At 73.0% G+C, this 25,132-nt stretch carries 23 protein-coding genes; 7 read left to right on the top strand and 16 right to left on the bottom strand.

What is annotated here, in order from left to right:
• Positions 1–101: 101 nt before the first annotated feature.
• The 3 genes from topA to Bequi_RS03305 form a co-directional block, all read right to left on the bottom strand.
• Positions 102–2,810 carry a type I DNA topoisomerase gene (gene topA, locus Bequi_RS03315; protein ID WP_249736522.1) on the bottom strand — a complete coding sequence of 903 codons (2,709 nt, stop codon included), beginning with the start codon at positions 2,808–2,810 and terminating at the stop codon, positions 102–104.
• Between the two features lie 194 nt (positions 2,811–3,004).
• Positions 3,005–3,967, bottom strand: a complete 963-nt coding sequence (locus Bequi_RS03310; RefSeq protein WP_249736521.1) for a phosphatase PAP2 family protein — start codon at positions 3,965–3,967, stop codon at positions 3,005–3,007.
• The gene (locus Bequi_RS03305; protein ID WP_249736520.1) at positions 3,964–5,604 is read right to left on the bottom strand and encodes a DUF7059 domain-containing protein; all 1,641 of its coding nucleotides are present in this window, start codon (positions 5,602–5,604) and stop codon (positions 3,964–3,966) included. The genes Bequi_RS03310 and Bequi_RS03305 overlap by 4 nt, the downstream gene beginning before the upstream one ends.
• Positions 5,605–5,682: 78 nt before the next feature.
• Between Bequi_RS03305 and Bequi_RS03300 the strand changes: the two genes are divergently transcribed.
• On the top strand, positions 5,683–8,169 hold the full coding sequence (locus tag Bequi_RS03300) for a DEAD/DEAH box helicase (protein ID WP_249736519.1): 2,487 nt from the start codon (positions 5,683–5,685) through the stop codon (positions 8,167–8,169).
• Between the two features lie 53 nt (positions 8,170–8,222).
• On the opposite strand, the gene Bequi_RS03295 is transcribed toward Bequi_RS03300, so the two are convergent.
• The 7 genes from Bequi_RS03295 to Bequi_RS03260 form a co-directional block, all read right to left on the bottom strand.
• Entirely contained in the window at positions 8,223–8,591 is a 369-nt protein-coding gene (locus Bequi_RS03295) for an Rv3654c family TadE-like protein (RefSeq protein WP_249736518.1), read from the bottom strand.
• The gene (locus tag Bequi_RS03290) at positions 8,588–8,992 is read right to left on the bottom strand and encodes a TadE family type IV pilus minor pilin (protein ID WP_283774663.1); all 405 of its coding nucleotides are present in this window, start codon (positions 8,990–8,992) and stop codon (positions 8,588–8,590) included. Before Bequi_RS03290 ends, Bequi_RS03295 begins: the two co-directional genes overlap by 4 nt.
• A gap of 176 nt (positions 8,993–9,168) precedes the next feature.
• Positions 9,169–9,489: a DUF4244 domain-containing protein gene (locus Bequi_RS03285; RefSeq protein ID WP_249736516.1), complete on the bottom strand. Its 321-nt coding sequence runs from the start codon at positions 9,487–9,489 to the stop codon at positions 9,169–9,171.
• A 166-nt stretch (positions 9,490–9,655) separates the two neighbouring features.
• Positions 9,656–10,822 carry a type II secretion system F family protein gene (locus Bequi_RS14165; protein WP_283774562.1) on the bottom strand — a complete coding sequence of 389 codons (1,167 nt, stop codon included), beginning with the start codon at positions 10,820–10,822 and terminating at the stop codon, positions 9,656–9,658.
• Positions 10,819–12,006: a TadA family conjugal transfer-associated ATPase gene (locus Bequi_RS03270; RefSeq protein WP_249736515.1), complete on the bottom strand. Its 1,188-nt coding sequence runs from the start codon at positions 12,004–12,006 to the stop codon at positions 10,819–10,821. Before Bequi_RS03270 ends, Bequi_RS14165 begins: the two co-directional genes overlap by 4 nt.
• On the bottom strand, positions 12,003–13,199 hold the full coding sequence (locus Bequi_RS03265; RefSeq protein WP_249736514.1) for a hypothetical protein: 1,197 nt from the start codon (positions 13,197–13,199) through the stop codon (positions 12,003–12,005). Before Bequi_RS03265 ends, Bequi_RS03270 begins: the two co-directional genes overlap by 4 nt.
• Before the next feature lie 146 nt (positions 13,200–13,345).
• Positions 13,346–14,146 (bottom strand): exodeoxyribonuclease III, encoded by an 801-nt coding sequence (locus tag Bequi_RS03260; protein WP_249736513.1) that lies wholly within the window; start codon positions 14,144–14,146, stop codon positions 13,346–13,348.
• A gap of 99 nt (positions 14,147–14,245) precedes the next feature.
• Here Bequi_RS03260 and Bequi_RS03255 point away from each other — a divergent pair, with 99 nt between their 5' ends.
• From Bequi_RS03255 to Bequi_RS03245, 3 genes are read left to right on the top strand one after another with little or no spacing between them, the layout of a single operon-like run.
• On the top strand, positions 14,246–15,223 hold the full coding sequence (locus Bequi_RS03255; RefSeq protein WP_249736512.1) for a Gfo/Idh/MocA family protein: 978 nt from the start codon (positions 14,246–14,248) through the stop codon (positions 15,221–15,223).
• Between the two features lie 25 nt (positions 15,224–15,248).
• The gene (locus Bequi_RS03250) at positions 15,249–16,094 is read left to right on the top strand and encodes an SDR family NAD(P)-dependent oxidoreductase (RefSeq protein ID WP_249736511.1); all 846 of its coding nucleotides are present in this window, start codon (positions 15,249–15,251) and stop codon (positions 16,092–16,094) included.
• A gap of 21 nt (positions 16,095–16,115) precedes the next feature.
• Positions 16,116–16,706, top strand: coding sequence for an orotate phosphoribosyltransferase (locus Bequi_RS03245; protein WP_249736510.1), 591 nt, complete (start codon positions 16,116–16,118; stop codon positions 16,704–16,706).
• A gap of 164 nt (positions 16,707–16,870) precedes the next feature.
• Here Bequi_RS03245 and ypfJ read toward each other — a convergent pair whose 3' ends face one another.
• Positions 16,871–17,770 carry a KPN_02809 family neutral zinc metallopeptidase gene (ypfJ, locus tag Bequi_RS03240; RefSeq protein ID WP_249736509.1) on the bottom strand — a complete coding sequence of 300 codons (900 nt, stop codon included), beginning with the start codon at positions 17,768–17,770 and terminating at the stop codon, positions 16,871–16,873.
• 153 nt (positions 17,771–17,923) lie between these two features.
• On the opposite strand from ypfJ, the gene Bequi_RS03235 reads away from it, so the two are divergent.
• The 3 genes from Bequi_RS03235 (at position 17,924) to fbaA (ending at position 20,366) form a co-directional block, all read left to right on the top strand.
• Positions 17,924–18,616, top strand: coding sequence for a DedA family protein (locus Bequi_RS03235; RefSeq protein ID WP_249736508.1), 693 nt, complete (start codon positions 17,924–17,926; stop codon positions 18,614–18,616).
• The gene (locus Bequi_RS03230) at positions 18,613–19,269 is read left to right on the top strand and encodes a TrmH family RNA methyltransferase (RefSeq protein WP_249736507.1); all 657 of its coding nucleotides are present in this window, start codon (positions 18,613–18,615) and stop codon (positions 19,267–19,269) included. The genes Bequi_RS03235 and Bequi_RS03230 overlap by 4 nt, the downstream gene beginning before the upstream one ends.
• A gap of 65 nt (positions 19,270–19,334) precedes the next feature.
• A complete protein-coding gene (gene fbaA / locus Bequi_RS03225; protein ID WP_249736506.1) occupies positions 19,335–20,366 on the top strand; it encodes a class II fructose-bisphosphate aldolase in 1,032 nt (343 codons plus the stop codon).
• A gap of 566 nt (positions 20,367–20,932) precedes the next feature.
• Here the strand turns inward: fbaA and Bequi_RS03220 are convergent.
• Genes Bequi_RS03220 through Bequi_RS03200 form a run of 5 tightly spaced genes read right to left on the bottom strand, consistent with a single transcriptional unit; the run spans position 20,933 to position 25,048 of the window.
• Positions 20,933–21,256: a DUF2516 family protein gene (locus Bequi_RS03220; RefSeq protein ID WP_249736505.1), complete on the bottom strand. Its 324-nt coding sequence runs from the start codon at positions 21,254–21,256 to the stop codon at positions 20,933–20,935.
• Between the two features lie 9 nt (positions 21,257–21,265).
• The gene (locus tag Bequi_RS03215; protein ID WP_249736504.1) at positions 21,266–22,744 is read right to left on the bottom strand and encodes an FUSC family protein; all 1,479 of its coding nucleotides are present in this window, start codon (positions 22,742–22,744) and stop codon (positions 21,266–21,268) included.
• Positions 22,741–23,190, bottom strand: coding sequence for a hypothetical protein (locus Bequi_RS03210; RefSeq protein ID WP_249736503.1), 450 nt, complete (start codon positions 23,188–23,190; stop codon positions 22,741–22,743). Before Bequi_RS03210 ends, Bequi_RS03215 begins: the two co-directional genes overlap by 4 nt.
• A 27-nt stretch (positions 23,191–23,217) precedes the next feature.
• Positions 23,218–24,399 (bottom strand): CAF17-like 4Fe-4S cluster assembly/insertion protein YgfZ, encoded by a 1,182-nt coding sequence (gene ygfZ, locus Bequi_RS03205; protein ID WP_249736502.1) that lies wholly within the window; start codon positions 24,397–24,399, stop codon positions 23,218–23,220.
• A complete protein-coding gene (locus tag Bequi_RS03200) occupies positions 24,392–25,048 on the bottom strand; it encodes a heme-binding beta-barrel domain-containing protein (RefSeq protein WP_249736501.1) in 657 nt (218 codons plus the stop codon). Before Bequi_RS03200 ends, ygfZ begins: the two co-directional genes overlap by 8 nt.
• Positions 25,049–25,132 lie beyond the last annotated feature (84 nt).

Genomic DNA, 25,132 nt, shown 5'->3' with positions numbered 1-25,132 from the left:
CGCTGGGGCGTCGGCCGGGCCGGACAGGCAGAGGCGGAGCAGGCAGGCGGAAGGCTCCGGCCCCCGTCGCTGCTGGCGCTCGCGCCTCAGGCCTTCTCGCCTCAGGCCTTCTTCGGAGCCGCCTTCTTCGCGGCGGGCTTCTTGGCAGGAGCCTTCTTCGCCGGCGCCTTGCGCGCGGGCTTCTTGGCGGGACCCTTCGCGCGCTTCTCCGCGAGGCGCTCCACCGCGATCTCGTGCGTGAGCGATTCCAGGGAGTCGTCCTTGCGCAGGGTCACGTTGGTGGTGCCGTCGGTGATGTACTCGCCGAAGCGGCCCTCCTTGACCACGATCGGCTTCTCGCTGGTCGGATCGATGCCCAGCTCCTTCAGCGGAGGCTTCGCGGCGGCGCGACCGCGCTGCTTGGGCTGGGCGTAGATCGCCTTCGCCTCCTCGAGCGTGATCGAGAAGATCTGCTCCTCGGAGGTGAGGGAGCGCGAGTCCGTGCCCTTCTTGAGGTACGGGCCGTAGCGGCCGTTCTGCGCGGTGATCTCGGTGCCGTCCTCGTCGGCCCCGACCACGCGCGGCAGCGAGATCAGCTTCAGCGCATCCTCGAGGGTCACCGTCGCCAGATCCATCGACTGCAGCAGCGACCCAGTGCGGGGCTTCGGGCGCTTCGACTTCGGGGTCTTGTCCTCGGGGTCCTCGGGGAGGACCTCGGTGACGTAGGGGCCGTAGCGGCCGTCCTTCGCGATGATCTCGCGGCCGGTCTCGGGGTCGGTGCCGAGCACGCGGCCGTCGTCCTTCTGGCGCTCCAGGAGCTCCTTCGCCTTCGCGACCGTGAGCTCGTCGGGGGCGATGTCATCGGGAACGCTCGCGCGCACCGGATCGGCGCCCTCGATCGGAGCACCCGACTCGTCGACCGCAGCGCGCTCCACATAGGCGCCGTAGCGGCCCACGCGCAGGTCGATGCCCTCGCCGATCGGCAGGGTGTTGATCGCGCGGGCGTCGATCTCGCCCTGCCCCTCGACCATGGGCTTCAGGCCGATGGGCGCGCCGGTGCCGTCGGAGTAGTAGAAGTCCTGCAGGTAGTCGCGCCGGCCCAGCTCGCCGCGGGCCATGCGGTCCAGCTGCGCCTCCATCTGCGCGGTGAAGTCGTAGTCGATGAAGGGCCCGAAGTGGTCCTCCAGCAGCCGCACCACCGCGAAGGCGGTCCAGCTCGGAACCAGGGCGCTGCCGCGGCGCAGCACGTACCCGCGGTCCTGGATCGTGGTGACGGTCGAGGCGTAGGTCGAGGGGCGGCCGATGCCGCGCTCCTCGAGCGCGCGCACGAGCGAGGCCTCCGTGTAGCGCGGGGGCGGGGTGGTGGAGTGCCCGTCGGGCACGAGTCCCTGGACCTCGAGGCTCTGCCCCTCGGTCATCTGGGGCAGGCGCTTCTCATCGCCCTCGGAGTCCTCGTACCGGGAGGCGTCACGGCCCTCCTCGTACGCGGCGAGGAAGCCGCGGAAGGTGATGACGGTGCCGGAGGCGCGGAAGGTGGCGGTGCGCCCGTCCTTCGCGAGGGTGAGCTCGACCGAGGAGGTCGTGCCCTTCGCGTCGGCCATCTGCGAGGCGACGGTGCGCTTCCAGATCAGCTCGTACAGGCGGAACTCGTCGCCCGTGAGCTGGCCGGCGACCTCGGCGGGGGTGCGGAAGCGGTCCCCGGCGGGGCGGATCGCCTCGTGCGCCTCCTGGGCGCCCTGGGACTTGATCTGGTAGAAGCGGGGCTTGTCGGGAACGAACTGGCTGCCGTAGAGATCGGCGGCCTGTGCGCGCGATGCCCGGATGGCCTCCTGCGAGAGGGCCACCGAGTCGGTGCGCATATAGGTGATATAGCCGTTCTCGTACAGCGACTGCGCGACGCGCATGGCCTGGCGCGCGCCGAGGCGGAGCTTGCGCGAGGCCTCCTGCTGCAGGGAGGAGGTCGTGAACGGCGCGGCGGGGCGGCGCGTGTACGGCTTCGAGTCGAGCGAGGTGACGGTGGCGCCTGCGCCCTCCAGGGCGGAGACCAGCGCGTTCGCGCTCTCTTCCGTGAGCACGGTGACCTGGGCGGTGCGCTTCTTCAGCGTGCCGTCGTCGGCGAAGTCGGAGCCGCTCGCGACGCGCGCGCCGTCCACGGTGGCGATGCGCGCGGTGAACGCGGCGTCCTCTCCCGCGAAGCGGCCGGTCACATCCCAGTAGTCGGCGGCGACGAACGCCATGCGCTCGCGCTCGCGCTCCACCACGAGGCGGGTCGCGACGGACTGCACGCGACCGGCCGAGAGGCTCGGGCCGATCTTGCGCCACAGCACGGGGGAGAGCTCGAAGCCGACCAGGCGGTCGAGGATGCGACGGGTCTCCTGTGCGTCGACCAGGTGCGTGTCGATCTCGCGGGTGCTGGTGAGCGCGTTCTGGATCGCATCGCGCGTGATCTCGTGGAACACCATGCGGTGCACGGGCGTGGACTTCTTGGGCTTGAGGGTCTCGAGGAGGTGCCAGGCGATCGCCTCGCCCTCGCGGTCCTCATCGGTGGCGAGGTAGAGGGTGTCGGCGTCCTTGAGGAGGCGCTTGAGCTCCGCGACCTTCTTCTTCTTGTCGGGGTCGACGATGTAGTAGGGGTCGAAGCCGTCCTCGACATCGACGCCGAACTTCCCGTACGGCCCCTTCTTCATCTCCGCCGGCAGGTCGCGAGGCACGGGGATGTCGCGGATGTGCCCGACGCTGGCCTCCACCACGTAGTCATCGCCCAGGTACTTGGCGATTGTCCTCGCCTTGGCGGGGGACTCCACGATCACCAGATGGCGCGATCCGGCCACGTCACACGTCCTTCCACGGCGGACGGAGCACCGGCTGCGCCGCTGCTGCGTCCTGTCTGCTCTGCTCGGTCGCCGGTGCTCCAGGGCCCCGGCGTGCTCACCGTACACGGTCGCCGCGAGCGCCGACCGGGACTGCTCCCCGGATGCGCGGAGCGCGCAGCCGCGCCTGACCTGCGGCGCAGCGGCCCGGCGATTCAGCGCAGGTCGCGCCGGTGCGGGCGGGGCAGGCGCAGCGCGAGCACGGCGGCGGTGAGCAGTGCCATGCTGCCGAGGATCGCCATGGCGCTCCCGCCGTAGGCGCTCGCCTGTGCGGACTCGCTCGTCAGGCTCAGGGGCGTGGGGACGCTGGAGAGCCCCAGCACGCCGACGATCACGGCGCCGACGCCCATGATCGCGAGGGCTGCGGAGGTGCTCGCGCCGCCGTCGTTGGGCTGCTCCTCAGCGACTGCCCCGTCTTCCAGGGCGGCGCTGCCGGGGCGAGCGGACTCGGCCCCGCCGAGCAGCGCGCCGGCGGCGAGCACGAGGAGCGCCCAGGCGCCTGTCACGAGCAGTGCGCCGAGGACATCGCTCGGACGATGCCAGCCGCCCGCCATGGTCCCGACCCCGGCGCCTGCCGCCCAGAACGTGCCGATGAGGGCGACGAGCCCCCGCAGGTGCGGCGGGGTCGCGAGCACGAGGGCGAGCGCGACCGACGCCGCGAGCGTCGTGTGGCCTGAGGGGAAGGAGTTCGGCGTCTGCTCGATCGCCTCGGCGAGAGTCGCACGGTCCAGCAGCAGGTGCTTGAGGATCTGGGTGCTCGCCGTCGCCCCTCCCACCAGCACGATCATCTGCGCGAGCGTCCCGTACCGGCGCCGGATGAGCGCGACGGCCGCCCCGAGCGCCAGCAGCGCCAGCACGATCGGCACGGTGACGGTGTTCAGGACCGGGAAGACGACGCGGCTGATCGCGCTGGTGTCCGCCTGCGCGGCCGTGAGGACGAGCTGGTCCAGCCGCTGCCCGCGCGCGGTGCCGACGGCGGCCCGGGCGAGCAGAGCGAGCGCTCCCGTGCAGATCCCCGCGCCCAGCAGGCAGAGCGCGGCGAGCACGCCAAGGCGCCGGCGTTGCAGGAGGCGGTGGGCGAGCGTGCGCTTCGGCGCCGGCGTCGGGGCGGAGCTCACAGGTGCAGCACCCCGGTGCGGATCAGCTCGCGGATCCTCGGCAGCAGGCGCTCCCTCGCCTCTTCGGGGTCGGCGTCGGTGAGCGCGCAGATCGCGCCGATCGTCTGGTCGAGGGTGAGGGAGCCGTCCAGAGCGCCGACGGCCGCGGCGAGCATCTGGTCGGCGGGGACGGTGCGGCCGAAGCCCGCGCCCTGGACGATCTCGATCAGCATCGGGTCCCAGGCGCCGGGCTCCTGGTGGCGGCGCTCGATGACGTCGGCCTCGCGCGCCGGGCGTGAGGCGAGGAGCTCCTCGTCGGGCAGTGCCGCGAGCGCGTCGATGCGGTCGAGCGTCTGCGCGAGATGCGCGCCGAGGTGGCCGGAGCCGGTGGTCACGACGTTCTCGAGGGTGAGGATGCCGGGGCGGCGGGTCGAGGGCCGGTGCAGAGCGATGTAGCCGAAGCCGATCGCGTGCGCACCGCGGGAGTCGAAGTCCGCGAGCCATGCCTCCTGCATGCCCTCCCACGCGGCGTCGCGCACGGTGATGCCGCCATCGCGCGCCCATGTCTCGGCGTACTGCGCGGGGTCCTCGCTCTCGCGCTGGATGACGAGGGCGTCGACGCCGTCAGCAGCCGCGGGGCGCAGCCAGGCCTCCGGGTGCGCGCGCCAATCGTCCTCGCTGATCTCCCAGTTCGCCAGCATCACGGCGCGCCCGTCGGGCGCGAGCAGCGAGGGGAGGTCGGCCAGGAGCTCGCCGAGCAGGGCGTCCCCTGCACGGCCGCCGTCGCGATAGGTCCAGCGCTCGCCGGTGGGCTGCTCGCTCCCTGCCGCTGGGGCAGGCGCCCCCTCCGCCGCCGTGCGCGGGGTGATGACGAACGGCGGATTCGAGACGATGAGGTCGAAGACCTCCCCGTGCACCGGCTCTGCGAGGGAGCCCTGTCGCAGCTCGAGCGCAATCTCGTTGAGCGCGGCGTTGAAAGCTGCGAAGTCGAGAGCGCGCTGCGAGAGATCGGTCGCGACCACATGCTCTGCATGGCGCGCCAGGTGCAGCGCCTGGATCCCGCCGCCGCAGCCGATGTCGAGCGCGCGGCCGACGGGCTCTCGCGGCGTGATGCGGGCGAGCGTCAGGGACGCGCCGCCGACGCCAAGTACGTGCTCGCCCTCCAGCGCGCGGCCTGTCGCGATCTCCGAGAGGTCCGAGGCGATCCACCAGGAGATCGCTCCCAGGTCGTCGGTGGCGGAGTAGGGGGAGAGGTCCACCAGCGCACGGACGGCGTCCTCCTCCTCGCGGTGGCCGGGGCCTGCGGGGGCCGCGGCAAGCAGGCCCAGAGCGATCGCACCGTCGACTCCGAGTGATGGCAGGGTCGGCTCGACTTCCGCTCGGGGCCGGATGGCGCCGAGGGTGAACAGGGAGTACAGCACCGCGAGCGGATCGCGCCGCCCGCGCAGGGCGAGCCGCGCAGGGATCGGGTTCTCGCGGCGCAGGGCGTCGGCCGCGAGGGTGCCGAGGGCCTCCTCGGCGCGCTCGACGGTGTAGTCGGCGCTCCGGAGATCCGCGCGCAGTCGAGCCAGGAGCGCGGGGTCGGTGAGCAACGGAGCGGAGGCGCGATCGGACGCTGCGAGTCGCTTGGAGCCGGCTGAGGGGGTGGAGTCGGGCATGGCTACGATTGTGCCCCAGCCCCGTGGAACCCCTCCGGGAGGCAGCTGGGTCGTCCCCGGAGAGCTGGAGGTGTGCGCGTGCGTGCTGGCGGAGCGGACGACCTGCTGCGGGACCTCTCCCTGCCCCTGACCCGGCGCACCTGCCTCACGCACGTCGAGCACCTGCCGCAGCGGGAGGGGCGCACCGCGCCGTTCCCCGAATGGACGGATCCGCGGATCCGCGCTCACCTCGCGGATCGCGGCATCACGGCGCCCTGGATCCATCAGGCCCGTGCCGCGCAGCTCGCCCATGACGGCCAGCACGTCGTGCTCGCCACCGCCACGGCGTCGGGGAAGTCGCTGGGCTACCTGCTGCCCGCGCTCAGCGCGATCAGCGCGCGAGAGCGCGAGCCGTCGGCCCGCCGCGCGACCGTCCTGTATCTCTCGCCCACCAAGGCGCTCGCCGCGGACCAGATGACGAACATCGCGGCGCTCGCCGACGGCGCGGAGCTGCGCGATGCGCGCATCGCCGTATACGACGGCGACACCCCCTCGGAGCAGCGGCGCTGGATCCGCCGGCACGGGAGCTTCGTGCTCACCAATCCCGACATGCTCCACTTCGGGATCCTGCCCGGCCACGAGCAGTGGGCGAGCTTCTTCCGCGCGCTGCGCTACGTGATCATCGACGAGTGCCACACCTATCGCGGGGTGTTCGGCAGCCATGTGGCGATGGTGCTGCGCCGGCTGCGGCGCATCGCTGCCGCATACCGCGCTGAGCCCACGTTCATCCTCGCCTCGGCCACGACCGCGAACCCGGAGATCTCGGCGTCGCGCCTGGTGGGGGAGGACGTCGTGGCCGTCACGGAGGACGGCTCCCCGCGCGCCGGACTCACGTTCGCGCTGTGGGAGCCGGGGACGAAGGCCGTGGTCGATGGGCGGCCGGCCGACGGGGCAGCGAACGGGAGCACGGGCGGAAGGGCCGAGAAGGGGTCGGGAGCCGGCGAGGGCGCGAGTGGAGCCGGGCCCGAGAGCGCGGCACCTGCCGCGAAGCACGGGGGAGCCGCGCGCGCGGAAGAGCCATTGCGGCGCTCGGCGACGAGCGAGGCGGGCGCGCTGCTGGCCGACCTCGTCGCGGCCGACGTTCAGACCCTCGTGTTCGCGCGCTCGCGGCGCGGCGCAGAGCTCGTGGCGGGCGGGGCGCGCAGGCTCCTGCACGAGAAGGCGGAGCAGGGCGGCAGCGCCCTGCTCGCCGACCGTGCGAACCGGGTCGCCGCCTACCGCGGGGGCTATCTGGCCGAGGAGCGGCGGGCGCTGGAGGACGCGCTGCGCTCCGGCGAGCTGCGCGCGCTCGCCTCGACCAATGCGCTCGAGCTCGGCATCGACATCTCCGGTCTCGATGCCGTGCTGATCGCAGGCTGGCCCGGCACGCGCGCCTCCCTGTGGCAGCAGGCGGGCCGCGCGGGCCGGTCGCAGCGCACCGGAGCGCTGGCGATGTTCATCGCCCGCGAGGATCCGCTGGACACCTACGTCGTCCACCACCCCGAGACGGTGTTCGGACGCGAGGTGGAGGCCGCCGTGTTCGATCCGCAGAACCCGTACGTGATGACCCCGCACCTGTGCGCGGCCGCGGCGGAGCTGCCGATCCGGGACGGCGAGGAGGGCATCTTCGGCCCGGCCGCGAAGGAGCTGCTGGACACTCTCTCCGCCCGCGGAGTGCTGCGGCGCCGGCCCACGGGCTGGTACTGGACCATGACGGAGAGCGCCCACGATCTCACCGACCTGCGCGGCAGCGGCGGGGAGCCGGTGCGGATCGTCGAGGCCTCCAGCGGCGCGCTGCTGGGCACCGTCGATGCGGGCAGCGCCCACACCCAGGTGCACGACGGCGCGGTCTACCTCCATCAGGGACGCTCCTTCGTCGTGGACCACCTCGATGTGGAGCGGGCCGTCGCCTTCGTGCACCGCGAGGACCCCCTGCATTCGACGCATCCGCAGTCGACCTCCACGATCCGCATCCGCCAGGCCGACCGCTCCGCGCCCTGGAAGGACGGCGTCCAGCTGTCCTTCGGGACGGTGGACGTCACCGATCAGGTGACCGGCTACCAGGTGCGCGACGTCTACACGCAGGCGGTCCTCGGCCAGCACCCGCTGGATCTGCCGCCGCGCACCCTCACCACCAAGTCCGTGTGGTGGACGATCCCGCGCGCGCTCACCGAGGCGCACGACATCCCAGGGGAGCTCCTTCCCGGTGCTCTCCACGCCGCAGAGCACGCGGCGATCTCGATGCTCCCGCTGCTGGCGACCTGCGACCGCTGGGACATCGGCGGGGTCTCCGCCGCGCATCACGAGGACACCGGCGAGCCGACGATCTTCGTGTACGACGGCGCCCCGGGTGGCGCCGGCTTCGCCGAGCGCGGGGCCGACGACGCCGCGGCCTGGCTGCGCGCGACCCTCGACATGATCCGGGAATGCTCCTGCGAGGCGGGCTGTCCGGCCTGCGTGGTCTCCCCGAAGTGCGGCAACGGCAACGAGCCGCTGTCGAAGGCCGGAGCGATCGCCCTGCTGGAGCTGCTCGCGACGATGGACTGAGAAGCTGCGGCCTGGGCCTGAGATCTGGTACCCGCGGATCTCGGACCGCGACATCAGGGCGCCCCGGTCCCGGCGGGCGGGGGTCCTGCTCGGGCCTGCGCCTGCACGGGCGGCAGTGCCCCGGCCGGGACGCGCACCTGCACGAGCACGTCGGCACCCTGGACCGTGCAGCCCCTGAGCTCTGCCGCGTTGCGCCGCGCGGCCTCGGCGGCGATCGCGCAGGGATCGGCGGTCGCGGCTGCGAGCGCATCGGCGCCGGCGAGGGCGGAGAGATCGGCCGCGGTATCCGCGGCCGCCTGTGCCAGCAGGGCCTGCCCGGCGAGCACGAGCACGGCGAGCAGGGCGCTCAGAGTTCCCGTCCAGGCGAGCAGTCCGGCTGCCCCGGAGCCGGTCTCTGAGCGCAGCTGGGGGAAGGCTCTCATGGCGCACGCCCGATCGCTGCGACCGGAGCCGGGGCGCCCAGCAGATGGGGCTCGCGCCGGGCGGTGGCATCGCCCTCGAGCGCCCAGGATGCCCCGCCGAGCGCGCCCCCGGGCAGCGAGAGGGTGCGCTGGACCCGCACGCTCACCCATTCGCCCTCGGTCGAGATCGAGACCCGCGCGCTCTGGCCGGCGATGGTGCGCGCGGCGCGGGAGGCAGAGGCGGCGTCCTCTCCCCGGGCGAGCTCGCGGGCCGCAGAGCGTGCGGCGGATTCCAGCTGCACGCGACTGCCGATCCCCGCCCCGACCACGGCCATCACGAGCACCATCACCACCACCACGGGCAGCACGATCGCCGTCTCGGCCGTGGTGGCCCCGCCCTCCCTCCTGGCCGCGCCGCGCAGGCGGCGCAGCCAGGAGGGAGCGGCCCCCGCCGAGGCGGATCCCGCCGGCGCAGATCCCGACGGTGCGGGTTCCGACAGCGCGGAAGCCGACGGTGGAGGTTCCGACAGCGCGGAAACCGACGGTGCGGACCTGCCGGTTCCGGTGCCCAGGGGCCGGGACCTCGTCGATCGGGTGCTCACGAACCCAGCGCGAGCGCCGAGGTGATCACGTTCATCAGCAGCGAGCGCACCTCTCCGGATTTCAGCAGCACCACGAGCACTGCGGCGAAGCCGCACGCGGCGAGCACGGTGATCGCGTACTCGGCCGTGCTCGCCCCGGTCTCGTCCCGCAGTCGCGCGCGCAGCGGGAGCCGCGGGACGGACGCGAGGGCCATCCCGGCCCCGGCGCCGGCGTCGGCCCCGGCGCCGGCGTCGGCCCCGGTGACGGTGCCGATGACGACGGGCGCGGAGGCGGGACGGGTGGCTGCGGTGGGAGCAGCGGTGGCGGTGATGGTCATGGGATTCTCCTTCTGTCCGTGCAGGCGCCGGCGGCGACTGCGATGGGTGCCGCGAGCGCGGCGGTCCGGAGCCGGCTGGCGCCGACTGCGGGGGTCTGTGGGACTGGCGATCTGATGGGGCTTCGACTCGAACCGGTGGCGTGCGCGGAGCCTTCAGCTGGCGCCTTCAGCCGGGGCCGAGTCCGGTGAAGGATCCGCCCAGCAGCGAGGCGACCGTCGGGATGATGCCCAGCAGCACGAAGGCCGGCAGCAGAGTCAGCCCCGTCGGGAGCACGAGGTGCACGCCGAGTCGAGCCGCTGCGGCCTCCGCGTCACGAGCGCGTCCGCGGCGGGAGTCGGCGGCGGCGCTGCGCAGCACCTGGGCGAGGTCGGCTCCCGAAGATTCGGCGAGCAGCGCCGAGGTCCCGAGGACCTGCACCGAAGGGTCCAGATGGGCGGCAGCGAGTCGGCTCGGGACTCCACCGGCCAGCGCCTGCGCGAACCTGCCGAGGGACGTCGCCGCGGCGTCGGCGGGTCCGGTCGGCCCGCTGCTCCCGGCGGCGCGCGCCACGATGCCTGCGGCTCCGGCGAGCGGCAGTCCGGCGCGCAGCGCACCGGCGATGAGCTCGAGCAGCACCGAGGGGTCGATGCCACCGGAGGAGCTCGAAGCGGCGGCGCGCAGCAGATGCCGCATCCACGCCCAGCCCACGAGAGTGAGGGCGAGGCCGGACGTCAGCAGCGCCCGGCCCGGGCCGGTGGCCGTCAGCGTCGCGAGCGGATTCGCGCCCAGCAGCATGCCCAGTCCGATCCCCGCCGCGGGCAGGGCCAGCAGGATCCGGGCGGTGGAGCGCGGGCCGGAGAAGGCGCTGCGGCGCGCGAGAGAGGCATCATGCAGGTCGCGCTGCGCCGAGGCGAGGCTGCGCAGCAGCGCGGCCAGCGGTGCGCCGCTGCGCTCGCAGACCTCGAGCGCAGCGCCGAGCGCATGCACCTCCGGAGAGCGCCCAAGAGCGCCGCTCGCTGCCCGGCGCGGATCCGCACCGGCCCCGACGGCCCGTGCGAGATCCGCGAGGGGGCCGGGCGGCTCCGCGGCGGCGACCAGCTGCCAGGACTGCCGCGGGGCCGCGCCGCTCGCGATCACCACGGCGAGATGCTCGATCAGCCCTGCGACCTGCAGCGCGCTCGGTCGTGCGCGCCGGGCCGCCGGAGGGATCACGAGCCGTTCCGCAGTGCCGCTCGCCGCAGCAGAGGACCCGTCGGCGGAGACGGTGCTCCTGCGCATCGGACTGCTCGGGGCGCAGCACCACAGCAGCAGCGCTCCCGTCAGCAGCGTCAGCACCGCGAGCGCGCCCGTCATCGGAGCGTCCCGTGATCGCGGCCGCGGCCGTCCAGACGCGCAGCCAGGGCGTCCCATCCCGGCCCCGGGCGCACCTCGCCCGTGCAGCGCAGATCCAGGGCCGTCTGCGTGCGCAGCAGTCCCGAGGAGTCGCGATGCAGCACGGCGATCTCCTCGAGCACCCGCACCCCGCCGGGCCGCCCGAGGTGCAGCACGACCTCCAGTGCGCTCGCCGCCTGCGCCGCGAGAGCTCGCCGGTCCAGGCCGCCGAGCGCGCCGAGCGCCTCGAGGCGGGCGGGCACGTCGGCCGCGGTGTTCGCGTGCAGGGTGCCGCAGCCGCCCTCGTGGCCGGTGTTCAGGGCCTGCAGCAGCTCCCGCACCTCCGCGCCGCGGCACTCGCCGAGCACGATCCGGTCCGGGCGCATCCGCAGGCACAGCCGGACGAGCTCGGCGAGGTCCACTCGGCCGGCACCCTCGGTGTTCGCGTGCCGCGACTGGAGGTGGACCACATGCGGATGGGGGACCTGGAGCTCCTGCGCATCCTCGACCACCACGATCCTCTCGCTCGGAGGGACGAGGGCCAGCAGAGCGGAGAGCAGGGTCGTCTTGCCCGTGCCGGTGCCGCCGGAGATCACGAAGGCGGTGCGAGAGGCGATCAGGGCCTCGAGCACGGCAGCGGTGCGCGCGCCGAACACTCCCCGCGCCCCGAGATCCGCGAGGGACAGCGCCTGCGCGGAGGGCAGGCGCAGGGAGATGACGGCCCCCGCGGTGGACAGCGGCGGCAGGACCCCGTGGAAGCGGGTGCCGTCGGGCAGGTGGGCGTCGGCGAAGGGCACCGCGTCATCCAGCCTCCGCCCTCCCAGCGCGGCCAGCCGCACCGCCAGATCCCGGGCGGATTCTGCGTCGACCTGCACGTCGGTGCGATGCAGGCCGGCGGCGTCCTCCACCCAGACGCTGCCGTCCCCGTTGAGGAGGATGTCGGTGGTGCCGGGGACGGCGAGGTGCTGGAGCGGGCCGAGGCCGCCGACATGCTCGCGCACCCGCGCGGTCGCCTCGAGCATCGCTGCGGCCCCGAGCACCTGCCCCTCGCGCCGCAGCAGGCGCGCGATCCGGGGGACGTCCACCGGCCCGGGATCGCCGGCGAGATCCTCGCGCACCTGCTCGAGCAGTCCCGGCAGCGGCGCCCCGCTCACAGCCCCGCTCACAGCCCGGCCTCCAGCAGGCGGCGGCACAGCGCATCGGCCCGGCCGCGGCGCACATCCAGCAGCGGCACGTGCGAGGCGGGGGAGTCGCGGAAGACGCCCGCGACGGGCAGGCGCAGATCCTCGCGCGCCTCGTCCGCGCTCACGGGGCCCCGGCCCCGCAGCACCAGTCGGGCCACGCCCGCGGGCGGCCGCCAGGAGCCGAGGCGGCGCCACGCCGCCCGCACGGCATGATCGCGGGCAGGGAGAACGATGAGCAGCTCGTCGAGGTGGGGGAGGGCAGGGCCCACCAGGTCCGGGGAGAGATCGGCGATCACGTGGCCGGGAACCCGCGCGAGCGCGCCGAGAGCGCGGTCCAGATCGAGGGCGCGGGGCGGGGCGCCCGCACCGGCGGTCAGCAGATGCACCCCGTCGACGCGGGGCAGGCCCTCGCGCAGGAGCGCGCCGTCGGCCGTGTCGATGCCGGCGAGATCCTCCCAGCGCGCCCCCGCTGCGGGCGGAGCCTCGACCAGGAGCTCCAGCCCTCCGCCGAGGGGATCCGCGTCGATCAGCGCGACCGGCCCGAGGCGCCCGGCGGCGCCCGCGAGACGGGCCGCGAAGCTCGAGGCGCCCGCACCGCCGCAGCCGCCTGCCACTCCGATCACGCGCGCGCCCTCGCCTGCCCGGAGCGCGCCGGAGAGCAGCGCGAGCAGGGCCGCGGAGTCCTCGGGCAGTCGGCACACGGCCCGCACCTGCGCCGACAGGGCGCGCCGCCAGATGCCCTCGGCGATCGGCGCGTCGGCCACCGCGATCAGCTGACCGGCCGGGGCGGGCAGATGGTCGGCCGTGAGCAGGGCCTCGGCCGGGCACAGATGCAGCGCAGGAGCCGGCTCTCCGGGTCCCTGCAGCGACTGGTCGGCTTGGCCTCCCAGGCCCGGTGCGATCGGGCCGGATGCAGTGCGCCCGGCGTCGCGCAGCTCGGCACCGGCGGCGCTGACGTGGTCGGCAGCGAGGCTGCGCAGCGCGCCCTCGCGCTCGCCGTGCCAGAGCACGACCGCGCGGGCGCCTGGCGCAGCGGTCGAGGATGCTCCGTCTGCGGAGAGCGCGGCGGCCCCGGCCGGGAATCGAGAGGGGATGCGGGCGTCCGTGCGGGCCGCGGCGGCGCGCGAGGGGCCGAGGCGGGTGCCGCGGGAGGATCGCTCCAGGAGGCTGGTCATGCCCCCAGAGTCGCGGAGCGGACGGGCGGCGTCAGCGCCGCCCGCCCGCTTGGGGAGAACCCGTCAGTGGGGAGAGTTCGCGGAGCGCGCGACGCGCCCGCCAGCCCGCGCGATGCCCGTCGGCCCCCGCGACCCCCGTCGGCCTCTCAGAGATCCAGGTCGAGCACCACCGGGGCATGGTCGGAGGCGCCCTTGCCCTTGCGCTCCTCGCGGTCGATGAAGGAACCGGTCACGCGGCTCTGCACGGCGGGGGAGCCGAGGAGGAAGTCGATGCGCATGCCCTCCTTCTTCGGGAAGCGCAGCTTCGTGTAGTCCCAGTACGTGTAGACGCCGGGGCCCGGGTGGTCCGGCCGCACGAGATCCGCGAATCCGGCGTCGACCACGGCGCGGAACGCCGCGCGCTCGGGCTCGGTGACATGGGTGCTGCCCTCGAAGGCCTCCATCGACCACACGTCGTCATCCTCCGGGGCGACGTTGAAGTCGCCCGCCAGCACCATCGCGGCCTGCGGGTCCTCGGCGAGCACGCGCGCCCCCTCGGCGCGCAGGGCGTCGAACCAGCGCAGCTTGTACGCGTAGTGCGGGTGGTCGATCTCGCGACCGTTGGGGATGTACAGCGACCACAGCCGGAGCTTCCCGCCGACGACCGCGCTCAGCGCGCGCGCCTCGACCACGCCGCCCTCCTCCTCGGGCCACGTCGGCACTGCGGCGAGCTCCGTGTGGACGTCGTCGAGGCCGATGCGCGAGGCGATCGCGACGCCGTTCCACTGGTTCAGCCCGTGCGCCGCCAGTTCATAGCCCGCAGCGTTCAGCGCGGCCAGGTCGAGCTGGGAGGGCTTGGCCTTGATCTCCTGCAGGGCGACGGCGTCGATCTCGTGGCGCTCCAGGAACGCGATGAGGCGATCCATCCGGGCCCGCAGCGAATTGATGTTCCAGGTGGCGATGCGCATGCGGCCAGGGTAGCGAAAGGCCCCCGGGATGTGACGAGGGTCCTAGACTGTCGGGATCCAGTTGGGCGATCTCGGGGGTGCGATGTGGCGACGGCGGCAGTGATCGGATGCGGTGACATCTCCGCGCTCCACCTCGGAGCGATCGAGGACCTCGACGGCATCGAGCTCGTGGGCGTGTGCGACGTCGACCCGGACGCCGCGGCGCGCGCGGGCGAGGCGAACGGTGTCCCCTCCTTCACCGACCACCGCGCGCTCCTGGAGGAGCTGCGCCCGGATGTGGTGCACATCTGCACTCCCCATGACCAGCACGTCCCCGTCGCGATCGACGCCCTCGACGCCGGGGCCGACGTCCTCACCGAGAAGCCGCTCGCGGCCTCTCTCGCAGAGGCGGAGCGCCTGGTCGCGCACGCGGAGGCCAGCGCCCAGCGCATCGGCGTCTGCTTCCAGAACCGCTACAACGCGACCTCCATCGCCATGAAGGAGCTCCTGGACAGCGGGCGCCTCGGTCGAGTGATCGGCGGATCGGCAACCGTGAAGTGGGCGCGCACCCCTGAGTACTACCGGGCGAAGCCCTGGCGCGGCACCTGGGAGAACAGCGGCGGCGGCCTGCTCATCAACCAGGCGATCCACACGATCGACCTGCTCGAGTGGCTGCTGGGGCCCGTCAGCGCGGTCGCCGGCCACGCCGCGAACCACGTCTTCGGCGACATCATCGAGGTGGAGGACACCGCCGAGCTCGTCCTCACCCACGAGGGCGGCGTGCGCTCGGTCATGTACGCGACCAATGCCAACGCCGTCAACGAGCCCGTCTCGATCGTCATCGCCGCCGAGAACGCGACCCTCAGCATGCGCGGCGATCTCACGGTGACCTGGGCCGACGGGACAGTCGAGACCGTCGCCGAGCGCCGGCTCGAGGGCGCGCGGGCGTACTGGGGCGCCTCGCACGTCGAGCTGATCCGCGACTTCTACGCGACCCGGGGCAGCGGCGAGCCCTTCTGGATCAGCCCCCGCGAGGCGATGAAGCCGCTGCGGATCCCCAAGGAGGTCTACGCGCAGTCCCCGGGGATGCGCGGCTGAGCCCCGCCGCTCCCGCAGAGCAGAGATGGCACGCGCCCTCGTCACCGGGTCCACGGCAGGACTCGGCCTGGAATTCGCCTGGCAGCTCGCCGGCACCGGCCACGACCTCGTGCTCGTGGCGCGCTCCGAGGACCGCCTGCATGCGGTCGCCGAGCAGATCCGCCACGTGCACCGAGTCGACATCGAGGTGCTCCCCGCCGATCTCTCCGTGCGCCGCGAGCTCGACCGGGTGGCGCGCCGGCTGACGGATCCGGTGGATCGCATCAGCCTGCTGGTGAACAACGCCGGCTACGGACTGCGCGGGCAGTTCCTCGAGGTCCCGATCGAGGATCACGAGCGCCAGATGGACACCCTCATCCGCGCCGTCCTCGTGCTCTCGCACGCCGCCGCCCGCGCGATGGTGCAGCGGCGGTGCGGGGCGATCCTCAACGTCTCTTCCCTCGCCGGCTACACGGCCGCCGGGCCCTATGCCGCCTCCAAGAGCTGGGTCACCGTGTTCACGGAGTCCCTGGCCACGGAGCTGCGGGGCACAGGAGTCACGGCGACCGCGCTGCTGCCCGGATTCGTGCAGACCGAGTTCCACGAGCGCGCCTCGATGAACGTGGAGGGCCTGCCGCGGGTCACCTGGCTGAAAGCCCCGTACGTGGTCGAGCAGGCGCTGCGGGACACCGCCGCCGGGCACGTGCTCTCGATCCCCTCGGTGAAGTACCGCGCAGCAGGGGAGGTGTCCCGCCTCGCCCCGCGGCGCCTGATGCGCTTCCTGACGGGCCCCGCCTGGGAGACCCGCCTCAGCCGGCGCCGGCTGCGCCGCTCCCGCCGGACGGCCTCGAAGCGTGAGCTGCACGCGCCGTGGGAGCGCGAGGGCCAGTGAGGTCCGGACTACCCTGTGGCCATGGCTGATATCGATACTGCCCCCGCGTCCGACCGCGCCCGCCTCCTCCAGCTGATCGACGAGCTCGCCGTCGTGCGCGGGAAGGTCACGCTGTCCTCCGGCAAGGAGGCCGACTACTACGTCGACCTGCGCCGCATCACCCTGCACCACGAGGCCTCGCCGCTGGTCGGGCGGGTCATGCTCGATCTCCTGCGCACCGAGGGCCTGCTGGAGGGCGAGGGAGCGGCCGCGGCCGTCGGCGGGCTGACGCTCGGCGCCGACCCCGTCGCCACCGCTCTCCTCCACGCCTCCGCGGCCGACGCCTCCGTGCCGGCGCTGGACGCGTTCGTGGTGCGCAAGGCCAACAAGGCCCACGGCCTGCAGCGCCGCATCGAGGGGCCGGACATCGCCGGGCGCGACGTCATCGCCGTGGAGGACACTTCCACCACCGGCGGCAGCGTCCTCACCGCCTGCGAAGCCATCGAGGAGGCCGGCGGGCGCATCCGCGCGGTCGCCGTGATCATGGACCGCGGCACGGGAGCGCGCGAGGTCATCGAGAAGGCCGGGTACCGCTACCTGACGGCCTTCGGGGTGGACGAGCTCAGCATCTGAGCCGCGCCCCGCCGGCGCGCAGACGCCGGCGCGAGCCCGCCGGCGCACCGGCCGGTGCGCACCCGTCGGCCCTGCGCAAGGCCCGGAACGAGAGGACTCCCCGCCGAAGATCTGCGGGGAGTCCTCTGCGATGCGGGGATGCTCAGATCACGGGAGTGCTCAGATCAAAGAGCGTCGGTCGCGAAGGTGTTGCAGGCCCCGGGATCGCCCGACTGGTAGCCGGTGGTGAACCACTTCTGGCGCTGCTCGGAGGAGCCGTGCGTCCAGCTCTCCGGGTTCACCTGGCCGCCGGCCACCTCGCCCTGGATGTGGTCGTCGCCCACGGCGGCGGCGGCCGAGAGGCCGTCGGCGATCTGCTGGTCGGTCAGCGGCTGGAGGAAGTTGTTGCCCTCGCCGTCCTTGGACTGCGCGGCGTGGTTCGCCCAGACGCCCGCGTAGCAGTCGGCCTGCAGCTCGAGGCGAACGCCGTCGCTGGTGGGGCCGGTCTGCTGCTGGTCGATCTGATTCATCGTGCCCTGCAGGTTCTGGATGTGATGGCCGTACTCGTGCGCGACCACGTACATCTTCGCGAAGCTGCCGTCATTGGCGCCGAAGCGGCTCGAGAGCTCGTCGAAGAAGCTCGTGTCGATGTAGATGGTCTGGTCGGCAGGGCAGTAGAACGGGCCGACGGCCGAGGACGCCGCACCGCAGCCGGTGTTCACCTGGCCGGAGAACAGCCGGCCCTGAGGCTCGGAGAACTGGATGCCGGCCGGGCCCGCGAGGCCCGCCCAGACGGCGTCGGCCGACTCCACGGTGCCGACGACGAGGCAGTCGTCGCGCTCGTTCGCCTGCTGGCCCGTGGTGCACTCCGTGGAGGTGCCGGGGTCCTGCTGGGTCGTGCCCTGGCCGGCGCCGAGGAGCGAGCCGGGGTTGACGCCCATGAGCATCATGATGACGACGACCACGAGCATGAGGCAGCCGCCGCCTCCGCCGATCGCGAGGCCGCCGCGACCGCCGAGTCCGCCGCCGCCCCCTGCGCGGGAGACGTTGCCGGAGGTGATGTTGGCATTGGGATTGAAGGTCATGGGAGACACAGTAGAAGGTCAGAGGCCGCACAGGGGACGCGAACGCGCCGCGCCTACGATGAGGATGTCCGAGGCCCCGTGCGCCGCCCGTTCCGAAAGGCACCTCATGCCGCAGCTCCGCCCTGTATCCCTGCACGTCACAGAGGTGCGGGCATGAACGTGGTCGACTGGGCGGTCAGTACGATGAATGCGATGGGCGGCTTCGGAGTCGCGCTGCTCATCTTCCTCGAGAACGTGTTCCCGCCGATCCCCTCCGAGGTGATCCTCCCCCTCGCGGGCGTCGCGGCGGCCGGGGGCGAGCACTCGTTCCTCGAGATGCTGCTCTTCTCGCTGCTCGGATCGCTGACGGGCGCGTGGCTCCTCTACGGACTCGGCAGGGCGCTCGGGCCCGAGCGCCTGCGCCGCATCTTCATCCGCCTCCCGCTCGTGCACGTCGAGGACTACGACCGGACCGTCGAGTGGATGGAGAAGCACGGCACGAAGGGCATCTTCTTCGGCCGCATGGTCCCCGGGGTGCGCTCCCTGATCTCGATCCCCGCCGGGCTGTACGCCATGCCGCTGCTGCCGTTCTCCCTGCTCACGCTCGCGGGATCGGCGATCTGGAACACCCTGTTCATCACGCTCGGATACCAGCTCGGCAGCCGCTGGCACATCATCGAGCCGTACACCGACGTCGTCTCGAACATCGTCTACGTCCTCATCGCCGTGGCCGTGGTGTGGTGGCTCGTGAAGCTCGTGCGCCGCGAGCGGAGGCGCCGCGCCCTCGGGCTGCCCGACCCCGACGCCGAGGAGAACCGCGCGCTGGACGCCGCTGACCGGCGCGCCGCCGCCGGCGACGAAGGATGAGCGACGTCGGAGCCGTGGAGCGCACCGTCGGCGTCGGCCCCCACCCGGAGCCCTGGCCCGAGGATCCGCGCCTGGACCCGGAGCTGCTCGCGCACGGGGATCGGCGCAACGTCGAGGACCGCTTCCGCTACTGGAAGCGCGCGGAGATCGTCGCCGCTCTCGACGAGAAGCGCTTCGACCTGCACATCGCCATCGAGAACCTCGAGCACGACGCGAACATCGGCTCCATCGTGCGCAGCGCGAACGCGTTCGGGGTGGGGGCGTTCCACATCGTCGGCAGACGCCGATGGAACCGGCGCGGAGCGATGGTGACCGACCGCTACCAGCACGAGATCCATCATCCGGGCGTCGCCTCCCTCGCGGACTGGGCGCGCGCCGAGGGCCGCCCCCTCATCGCGATCGACAACGCGCCCGGCGCCGAGCCTCTCGAGGGCGCGGCACTGCCCGCGAATTCCGTGCTCGTCTTCGGGCAGGAGGGCCCCGGTATCAGCGAGGTGCTGCAGGAAGCGTGCGAGCGGATGCTCGCGATCACCCAGTACGGCTCGACCCGCTCCCTGAACGTCGCCGCGGCCGCCGCCATCGCCATGCACACCTGGCTCCTCCAGCACGCGGATCCGGGCCGGACGTCCCCTTTCGAAAACGGGCGGGCATGAGAGAATCGGAGGCGAGCGGGCGCTTCCCTGCGTCCCGATGATGTCCACTCTCGTCAGGAGCACACATGCCCATCGCAACGCCTGAGCAGTACGGTGAAATGATCGATCGCGCCAAGAAGGGCAAGTTCGCCTACCCGGCCGTGAACGTCTCCAGCTCGCAGACCGCCATCGCTGCGCTGCAGGGCTTCACCGACGCGAAGTCCGACGGCATCATCCAGGTCTCCGTCGGCGGCGCCGAGTACCTCTCCGGCTCCACCGTCAAGGACCGCGTCGCCGGTTCCATCGCGCTCGCCGAGTTCGTGCACGCCGTGGCCGACAACTACCCCGTCACCATCGCGCTGCACACCGACCACTGCGCGAAGGAGAACCTCGAGTCGTGGGTCGAGCCCCTCATCGAGTGGGACCTCGAGAACCGCGTGAAGAAGGGCCTGAACCCCCTCTTCCAGTCGCACATGTGGGACGGCTCCGCCGTTCCCGTCGAGGAGAACCTCGAGATCGCCCAGCGCCTGCTGGAGAAGACCTCCGCCGCCAAGAAGATCCTCGAGATCGAGGTCGGCGTGGTCGGCGGCGAGGAGGACGGCTACTCGGCCGACGTCGATGAGTCCAAGCTCTTCTCCACCCCCGAGGACGGCCTCGCCACCGTCGAGGCTCTTGGCCTCGGCGAGAAGGGCCGCTACATCACGGCCCTCACTTTCGGCAACGTCCACGGCGTCTACAAGCCGGGCAACGTCAAGCTGACCCCGTCCATCCTCAAGGACATCCAGCAGGCTGTCGGCGAGAAGGTCGGCAAGGACATGCCGCTGGACCTCGTCATGCACGGCGGCTCCGGCTCCACCCTGGAGGAGATCCAGGAGGCTGTGGACAACGGCGTCATCAAGATGAACATCGACACCGACACCCAGTACGCGTTCACGCGCCCCGCGGTCGCCCACATGTTCGAGAACTACGACGGCGTCCTCAAGGTCGACGGCGAGGTGGGCAACAAGAAGGCCTACGATCCCCGCGCCTGGGGCAAGAAGGCGGAGGCCGGCATGGCCGCCCGCATCGTCGAGGCCTGCGAGAACCTGCGCTCCGCAGGCACGAGCATGAGCGCCTGAGCTCACGCCTCATCAGCGCGCTGAGAGCGCGCACCGAGCGCCCCGTCCGGCTTCCGCCGGGCGGGGCGCTCGTCTGTGCGCGGGCGGGTGGGCGTACGTGAGCGTCGGGATGGTGGCGCTGGCGCGATCGAGGCGTACGTGAGCGTCGGAATGGGATCTCTATCCGACGGCTGCGTACACATCGACCGGGGCAGGGTGGGGCTGCCGGGTGGCGAGGACGGTCCGATGATCGAGGTGCGTGCAGACGTCGGAATGGAGGTGTCTGCACGATCGAGGTGCGTGAAGACGTCGGAATGAGTCGGTCTATTCGACGTGCAAGCGCACCTCGATCTGCTCCGGCGGCGAGGCGGGCTGTGCGCTGGGGGCGGCAGGGCGCGTGGTGGGGGACGCTTGGGGGAGTCGAGGCGCCGACGCGTGAGTGGGCGTCGGAATCGTGGCGCTGCAGGAGGCGACGCGAGCGTGGGCGTCGGAATGCGATTTTTATCCGACGGCTGCGTACGCATCGATGGGGGCCGGGAGAGGCTATGAGAGTCCGCGGTGAGGCAGCGCGTCACCGCGAGCGCAGCTCAGCGGCGGCGGGGACCCTGGGCGTTGCGCATGACGGACTTCAGCGCCGGGTAGACGTCGGCGAGGAAGACGCCCGCGATGACCACGCCGATCAGCATGAACAGCATCCGGCTCTGCCCGCCGCCGATCGGGTACGGCAGCGACAGGAAGCCCAGCAGGGCGGCGACGCCGGTGAGCACTCCCCAGAACGCCTTGGTGCGCTTGCCCGCCGCGGTGTAGGCGTCGGCGCGGAACCGCAGCGCGTTGACCAGCGCCCACAGCTCCAGGGCGAACAGAGCGACGGCGAGGATCGCGAAGATCCACTGCTGGATGACGAAGACCATGCCCGCAGGCTACCGGCCGCTCCCCGGCGCGCCTGCGCGCGGTCCTTCTGGTGCGGGGTCGGGAGAATCCAGAGCGCCGGGCCCCGCCGCGCCCGGCCCCGCCGCTGCCGTGGCCGCGGCGCCTTCCGCTCCCGCTTTCCCGCCCGCTGTCTCGCCCGCTGCCGCAACCCCCGCCTCGGGCGGGGGAGAGGGCCGACGGCGATCGGGATCCGAGCGGTCCGTGATCAGCAGCTCGAGAGCGGCGGTGGTGGGCGGCGGCTCGATCGCGCGGATCTCCTGGGTGAGAGGGCGCGGGCCGATGGTGTCGCCGTCGCCCGCGACCAGCAGGCTCGGCAGGAAGCGCTGGGCCTCGGCGGGCGAGAGGCCCGTGGCCTCCAGCAGATCGCTCGCCAGGGAGCGCAGCTGGATGGCGAGGGTGACGCCCTCGAAGTGGCCGACGCGCCCCGGATGCTGTCCGGCATCGTTCTTCAGCAGCATCTCCGGGGTCAGGTACGAGCAGAACAGCCGCAGCTCGCGCCTCGCCTCGGTGAAGTCCACGTCGGTGTCCACCGCTTCGCGCAGCGCGGTCGCGGCGTCCTTCGCCTCCAGGAGCGCGTCGGCGAGCGTCGAGTGGGGGTCGCCGTCGACCACGGAGAGGAACTGCACCTCGCGCCGCGCGATCACGCGCACGTTCCGCATGGCGCGGTCGGAGCCCACCAGGAGCTGGCGCAGGCGCTCGACGTCCGCGGCGTGGCGGAGATTCGTAGGGGAGTAGGCGGTGACCTCGTCGGCCGCGCTGTTGGCGATGCGCCACTCGTCCACGAGCCCCTGGGAGGTGCGCCGCACTTCGGCGAGAGTGGCGCGGGCGACCGCCGCATCGCCGGTGCGTGCCGCGAGGGACAGCTGGGTGAGGGCATCTTCGAGCGCGCGGAAGAGGGCGTCGGCCGCATCGCGCTGCGCGCGGCGGGGATCGCCGGTGAGCAGCAGGTGGATCAGGATCGCGGCGCTCACCCCGGTGAGGGCGTCGAGCACGCGCGCACCGGGGGCGAGGCCGGGCGTCACGGGCATCAGCATCACCAGCAGCGACTGGATCGAGCACTGCATCGCGAACATGACGCCCGAGTCGATGAACCGGGCGAGCAGCCCCGCCACGGTGATCACCACGAGGATCTGCCAGGAGCCCGAGCCGATGGTCGAGCGGGCGAGCTCGCCCAGCAGCACGCCGAGCATGACCCCGCTGGACATCTCGCCGACCTTGCGGATCTTCTTCTCCGTGCTGGAGACGCCGATGATCACGAACGCCGCGATCGCGGCGAAGACCGGATGCGTGTGGCCCCACAGCACGGTGGACAGCAGATAGGCGAGAGCAGCCGCCGCCGCACCGCGAAGGGTGGTGAAGACCCCGGAGCGGGTGCGCGAGGCGCTCTCGCGCAGCCGGCTGCGCACCGCGGCGCGCGCCCGGTGGCGCCGGGACAGCTCCGCGACGGAGGTGGAGCCGGGGGCCGTCATGACCGCACCGGATCGCTGAGCCGCGTGGAGAGCAGCGTGCGCAGATCGACGGTCTCTCCGTCCCGCGCCCCGCGCCCGATGACCAGGGGCGCGAGAGCAGGCTCCACGTCGGCCCCGCGGAGGCGAGATCCGAGTCCGCCGTCGGCGCGCAGGATGTAATAGCGACCCTGCCGATCCATCCCGAGGGTGCGGTCCTGCGTGAGGTACCAGCCGCGCAGATGCGTGCGCACGGGGCGGTCGCCCCGATAGGGGAGGGCCTGCAGAGGGATCGGAGGGATCCCCGCGGACTCGAAGCGCTCGGCGAACTCGCGCAGCAGGGCCGTCGCCTGCTCGTGCTCGGCCTGGCGGGCATCATAGAGCGCGCGGTCCTTCGCGGCGATGATCTCGGCGCGCTCCTCGGACCAGCTCCGCTGCTCCTGCTGGTGCTCCTGCTCCTGCCCGCTCATGCGTCCATTCTCGCAGGTCCGATTCGCTCAGAGGCGGGCAGTGGGAGGCCGCTCGCCGTGATCGCGAGGAAGCACGATCGCCTCCTGCGCGGCGTCCAGCCACAGCGCCTCGCCCTCGCCCTGGCCTTCGTCCGCGCTGTCCTGCGCGCCGAGGAGCGCCTGTACGACCAGCCGCTCCTCCAGGGGGACGGCGCGCTTGACCACCGCCAGGGCGATCGGGCCGAGGTCCGCGTGGAGGGCGGCGGTGGTGACGGTGCCGACGGCGCGGCCCTCGGGCCCGCCCATCCGCACCTCGGCGCCGGCGCGCACGGGGACGTCCTGGGAGCCGTCGAGGTGGAGCATGACGAGGCGCCGCGGGGGCTGGCCGAGGTTCAGGACCTTCGCGACAGTCTCCTGCCCGCGATAGCAGCCCTTCTGGGTGTGCACTGCGGTGCGCAGGAGGTCGAGCTCGTGGGGGATCGTGCGCGCGTCGCTCTCGGTGATCAGGCGGGGGCGGTGGGAGGCGACGCGCAGCGCTTCCGCGGCGTCCAGCCCGGCGAGGAGATCCGCGGGCCAGTCGATCGCGGTCAGTGCGGCGGCGGGCCACACCGAGAGCACCCACGCGGTGGCGTCCTCCGGGTCGGGGCCGTAGGCGACGCCGCCGGGAGCGACCGCGGGCCAGGGATCGGTCCAGGTCGCCTCCGGGGTGGGCAGGGCGATGCCCGCCGCGGCGAGGACGTCGGCGGGAGGACGGGTGGAGCCGAGCGCGCGCAGGTCATCGCGGCAGGTCAGCTCCACGCGCGCGGCGAATCGCATCATCTCGAGGTAGCGCAGGAGGGGAGAGCGGGCTCCGGGATCGGTGATCAGCAGGGCCGTGTCCGGGGCGGTGATCGCCACGGCCGCGAGGTGCTCGAGGCGCCCCTGGGGGCTGAGCACCGCGAGGGTGAGGGACGCGCCGACGGGGGCGCCGGTGAGCACCTGGGTGCTGATCGTCGTCAGCCAGCTGAAGGCGTCCGGGCCCGCGACCTCGAGCAGCTCGAGATGCCCGGCATCCACGACGGCGCTGCCGCGCAGGAGACGGCGCTGCTCGCGCAGCGGAGCCCCGTAGTGGGCGGGGACGGCGCGGTCCGCTCCCGCGGCGAGCACGGCTCCGCGGCGCTGGAGCAGCCGGATGCGGGGAGAGTCCGGCAGGGGAGGGGCCTCGGCAGGGGAGTCCGCGGCATCAGCCACGGTCGAGCTCCACGGAGAGGAACGGGCCGATCTGGTCCGGGGCGGCGGGATCGAGCGCGCGCTCCCACAGCCAGAACATGCGCCCGCCCACGAGCCCGAACATGCGGGTCGCGGCGATCGCGCCGTCGGCGCTGCGGGCGGTGGGGGAGGTGCGCAGCCCCAGCTGGATGCGCGGTCCGCGCACCTCGCCGGCCCAGATCTCCTCGCCGTCCTCCCGCTGCAGGACCAGCTCGACGGCGTAGGAGACGATGCCGGCGGGATCGCCGGGCTTGGCGGCTTGGGCCGCCGCCAGATCCTGCCCGGGGAGGGGTTCCCCGACGCGCCAGAAGCCGCGCTCGCGCACGAGCTGCGAGCGCTCCACGGCGGCGGAGTCGGCGGGGGCCTCGGGGGCGGCCTGCGCCTCCGGACCGTTCGCGAACACGCTGGTGGGAGGCAGAGGCGGGGGAGCGTCGAGCTGATCGGTGCTCATCACCCACGCGAGGGTGCCGTCATCGCCCGGAGTGCAGACGACGCGCTGCTCGATGCTGCGGCCCTCGAGCTCGCCGCCCTCGGCGGAGACCTGTGCGGCGCCGGTGCCGCTCCAGGATCCGACGAGCCAGGCGAGCGGGTAGAGGCTCTCCGGGAGCGAGGGGTCCAGGACGATCGGCATGGGATCAGCGCCCGAAGAGCCGGGAGATCACGAGGACGGCGAACCCGGCGGTGCCGAGGCCGACGACGGCGGACAGCAGCGAGA

The sequence above is a fragment of the Brachybacterium equifaecis genome, assembly GCF_023509525.1.
In the GTDB taxonomy this organism is placed as follows: Bacteria; Actinomycetota; Actinomycetes; order Actinomycetales; family Dermabacteraceae; genus Brachybacterium; species Brachybacterium equifaecis.
This window is presented reverse-complemented; position numbering and strand designations above follow the sequence as displayed.